This is a genomic window from Cryobacterium melibiosiphilum (assembly GCF_003602235.1).
In the GTDB taxonomy this organism is placed as follows: Bacteria; Actinomycetota; Actinomycetes; order Actinomycetales; family Microbacteriaceae; genus Cryobacterium; species Cryobacterium melibiosiphilum.
Window position 1 is genome coordinate 1 of sequence record NZ_QZVS01000018.1, and the last position, 3852, is coordinate 3852.

4 protein-coding genes are annotated in these 3852 nt (G+C 67.3%); 2 read left to right on the plus strand and 2 right to left on the minus strand.

The features are described from left to right. A partial coding sequence (locus tag D6T64_RS00205) for an HNH endonuclease signature motif containing protein (protein WP_147364382.1) occupies positions 1 to 865 on the plus strand: 865 nt, incomplete at its 5' end. Positions 866 to 1162: 297 nt separating this feature from the next. Here D6T64_RS00205 and D6T64_RS22365 read toward each other — a convergent pair. Next, entirely contained in the window at positions 1163 to 1306 is a 144-nt protein-coding gene (locus tag D6T64_RS22365) for a hypothetical protein (RefSeq protein ID WP_158594739.1), read from the minus strand. Then, positions 1306 to 2766 (minus strand): polysaccharide biosynthesis tyrosine autokinase, encoded by a 1461-nt coding sequence (locus D6T64_RS00210; protein ID WP_119970285.1) that lies wholly within the window; start codon positions 2764 to 2766, stop codon positions 1306 to 1308. Before D6T64_RS00210 ends, D6T64_RS22365 begins: the two co-directional genes overlap by 1 nt. 172 nt (positions 2767 to 2938) lie before the next feature. Between D6T64_RS00210 and D6T64_RS00215 the strand changes: the two genes are divergently transcribed. Continuing rightward, on the plus strand, positions 2939 to 3757 hold the full coding sequence (locus D6T64_RS00215) for a CPBP family intramembrane glutamic endopeptidase (protein ID WP_119970287.1): 819 nt from the start codon (positions 2939 to 2941) through the stop codon (positions 3755 to 3757). The last annotated feature ends 95 nt before the right edge of the window (positions 3758 to 3852 follow it).

The following is a 3852-nucleotide window of genomic DNA, read 5'->3' on the forward strand; positions in this document are numbered from 1 at the left end:
CGAATGGCAGGCCCGCCTCGACCCCAACGGCATCGCCCCCAACGAAGACGCCCTCGAAGCCAAGAGCACCATCAGCTTCGGCCAGTTCGAACGCGGCCTCTACCGCATCCACGGCGGCGTGACACCCGACTTCCGCGGCGAAATGGAAACCTTCATCGCCTCCCGGCTGTCGCCGCGAGCGAAAGTGGCATTCGAGCCCACCGCCGCCGGGGAGCCGATGCTGGAGGGCTCCGAGCCGGTCCCCGACGACACCGTTCCCGATGAGGCTGTCCTCGACATCGACCGGCGCCCGACCGGCGAGAAGCAGGCCGACATCTTTCGGGAGGTGTTCCGCGAGGCGGCCCGCAACCCCACAGCCGGCGTGATCGGCGGCGCCGCCCCGACCGTCGTGGTGCACGTCAACGCGGTCGACCTCAACGAAGGCCGCGGCGTCGGCTGGATCGACGGCGTCGACGCCCCCGTCTCACTGAAAACCGTGCACCAGGCCCTCTGCAGCGGCGGATTCATCCCCGTGGTGTTCGGAGCGAACAACGAAGTCCTCCGCGTCGGCGACAAACAACGCACCTTCCCCGCTCCGATGCGCCAGGCCATCGCCGCCCGCGACGGCGGCTGCATCATCCCGGGCTGTGTCATTCCGGCCTACCGCACTGAACTACACCACGTCATCCCGTGGGCCCTCGGCGGAAAAACCGAAGTCGCCAACGGAGTCTGCCTCTGCTGGCGGCATCACCACGCCATCGAAACCTCCGGATGGCAGATCCGCATGACCCGTGGCCGGCCCGAAGTCCGCGGACCCGCGTGGATGGACCCCAGCCAAACCTGGCGCCCCGCCCAAACCCACCGCGCCAACCGCTCCGTCAATTAGGCCCGCGCCGTCAGCACCAGCGAGACCTGCGCTGGTTAAGCCGCGACGTTTTCGGCAGGCTCAACCACCGGCGGTCGACACCCCGGCGACCCGGCCTACGGTCTGAGGGTCGTCCTGCGAGGTTTCGACCAGCGCGCTACGCGCGCAGGCTCAACCAGCGAGATCCCCCTCCGCCGGTTGAGCCGCGACGAAGGAGCGGTCGAAACCACGAAACCCGACGTCGAGACTGTAGGTCCTCCTACGAGGTTTCGACCAGCGCGCTACGCGCGCAGGCTCAACCAGCGAGAGGGGGCGACCCTAGTTGAGGGAGGTCACGGCCCAGGCGATGAGGGCGATGTCGAAGAGCACGAACACGACGATGCCGAAGATGATCCAGGGGCGGTGGCGGGCAGCGTCTTTCGGAACGTGACGCAGCGGAGGCTTAGAGCGAAAAATGGTCATCAATTCTTGACCCGAGAACGCCGGGTCATTGGTTCAGCAAGGACTTGGGGGGTTGCCACATCGCCCTCGGCGGGTGCGACATCGCTGCCATACCCGTACCCATAACCATATCCGTACCCGTAGCGTCCGTAACCATAGGCATCCGGGCCCTTCGTGGGCAGCATCGTGAGGACGAGTCCGCTGACCGGCGCCCCGACGTTGTCGAGGGCGCTGATGGCACTTTTCAGCTGGTTTTTATGGGTGCGCCCGGCGGCCACGATGATGATCGCGCCGCCGACGTTTTTCGCGAGGACCGCGGCATCCGTCACCGGCAACAGCGGCGGGGAGTCAAAGAGCACGACGTCGAAGGTCGCGTTGAACTGGGCGATCAGCGCGGTCATACGGGCGCTGCCGAGCAGCTCGCTCGGGTTCGGGGGCACCATGCCGGCCGGAAGCACGTGCAGGCCGCCCCTGCCCCAGGGCTGGATCACGTCGTCGAGCTCGGCGCGGCCGATGAGCACGTCGGTCAGGCCCACGGCGCCCTCCATGCCCATATAGTCGGCAAGTTTGGGTCGGCGCAGGTCGGCGTCGACGATGAGCACTCGGGCGCCGGCATCCGCTAATGCGATGGCGAGGTTGGCACCGGTCGTGCTCTTACCCTCACTTTCAATGCTCGATGTGACGACGAACGCGCGGTCGGTGCGGCCCACGTCGAGAAACTGCAGGTTGGTGCGCAGGGTACGAAAGCTCTCGGCGCGCGGGCTGCGCGGGTCGACGTGCACGATGAGCGGCCGCTCCCCCGCCTTCGGGTCGAAGACGATACCGCCGAGAATGGGCACCTCGGTGATCTGCGTCACGTCACGTTCGTTGCGGATGCGGGTCTCCAGCGTCTCGCGCAGCACCGCAACACCGAGGCCCAACGCCAGGCCCACAAGGGCGCCGAGCGCGATGTTCAGGGGAACGTTCGGGCTGACCGGGGTGGCCACGACGACGGCTTCCTGCGCGGGGGTGAGCTTGACCGGGCTGAGCGCCCCCTCTGCCTCAGGGGTCTCGATCGCTTCGACCACGGCGGTGAGGCTCTCGGAGATCTCGTTGGCGGTGTCGGCGGCGCGGGTCGGGTCGGTGTCCACGACAGTGATGTCGATGATGGAGGTGTCCAGCGGGGCAGAGGCGGTGATTTTCGCGCCGAGCTGGCTGCTGGTGATGCCGAGTTCGAGGTTGGCGATCACCGGAAGCAGCACGATCGGGGTGCTCACCAGGTCGGAATAGGTCTTGACCCGCTGCACCGTGAAGCTGTTGCCCTGGGCGAGCTCAGTGGTGGTGCCGCTGCTCTGAGTGCTCACGAAGACCTTCGAGGTCGCACTGTACGTGGGAGTCTGCAGCAGGGAATAGACCGACGCCGCCCCGACAAAACCCAGGGTCAAAACGACGATGAGAACCCAGCTTTTGCGCAGGATGCGGATGTAGTCGCGAAGTTCCACTCTGCGGCCTTTCCATGGTGTGCGTGCGGTGCACAATCGTGTCTCCGCGCTGCGGTGCGCGGGCAGGCCTCAGCTGTGCCTCAGATTAGTTTCACACATTTCAGCCAATTTGGCTCTTGTCTAGTCTCCCTTTCGGGGGTCGAGTCGTCGCGGAGCCGGTAGTTTAAGGGTCATGAGCGAAAAGCAGGCCGCCTCAGCCCCCGACGAGTCGGCCCGGATTGGGCTGGACCGGGGAGACGCGGGATCCCCGGGGGCGGGAGCCCTGGGAACGGGGTCCCCGGCTGCGGCCATGTCGCCGTCACGGGCTTTGACCGATGGCGCGACCGGGGTCGTGGCCGCGCTGGCCCTCGTGATTTTGGTGAGTACGGCATCCGCCCGGTTCTGGATCACCGATCCCCACCTCGGCCTCGTGCTCAGCTACCTCGCGGTCTGGGTGCCGCTGCTCGCCGCGGTCGCGGCGGCCTGTTACCTGCACGGAACCCGCTCGCTGCGCCGCGACCTCGGGCTCTGGTTTCACCCCCTCGACCTGCTCTGGGGGCTGGCGGTGGGCCTGCTCGCCCGGGTCGTCGCGAGCCTGATCGAGATCGCCGGCTACGGGCAGATGGGATCGGCCGGCGCGACATTCGGCGAGACCGTCTACGACCTCTGGTGGCTGTTCGGCGCGCTGCTCGCCCCGGTGCTGCTGGCGCCGCTCGTCGAGGAACTCTTCTTTCGCGGCGTGGTGCTGCGCGCGGTCACCGGCGTCACCCGCGAGGGCGGCGCGAGCCGCACGGTCGCGGTGTCGCTCGCGATCGTGGTGAGCGCGCTGGTCTTCGCGCTGGTGCACATCGTCACGATTGAGCGAGCGGATGCCGCCCTCGTCGTGGGCCTGTCGACCTTCGTCTTCGGCGTGGGTGCCGCGGTCATTGCCGCGACCACGGGCCGCCTCGGAGGCGCCATCATCGCGCACATCACCTTCAACGGCCTGGTAGTCGTCCCCGCCCTCTTCTAACGCCTTTTCGCTGGTTGAGCCGACCTTCGGTCCGAGGGCCGTCCTTCGAGGTTTCGACCAGCGCGCTACTCCCCTCCTCGCTGGTTGAGCAGGGC

Excerpts from the sequence above, each read along its gene's own strand:
- D6T64_RS22365 (WP_158594739.1), bottom strand. The coding sequence starts at position 1,306 with ATGACCATTTTTCGCTCTAAGCCTCCGCTGCGTCACGTTCCGAAAGAC.
- D6T64_RS00215 (WP_119970287.1), top strand. The coding sequence starts at position 2,939 with ATGAGCGAAAAGCAGGCCGCCTCAGCCCCCGACGAGTCGGCCCGGATT.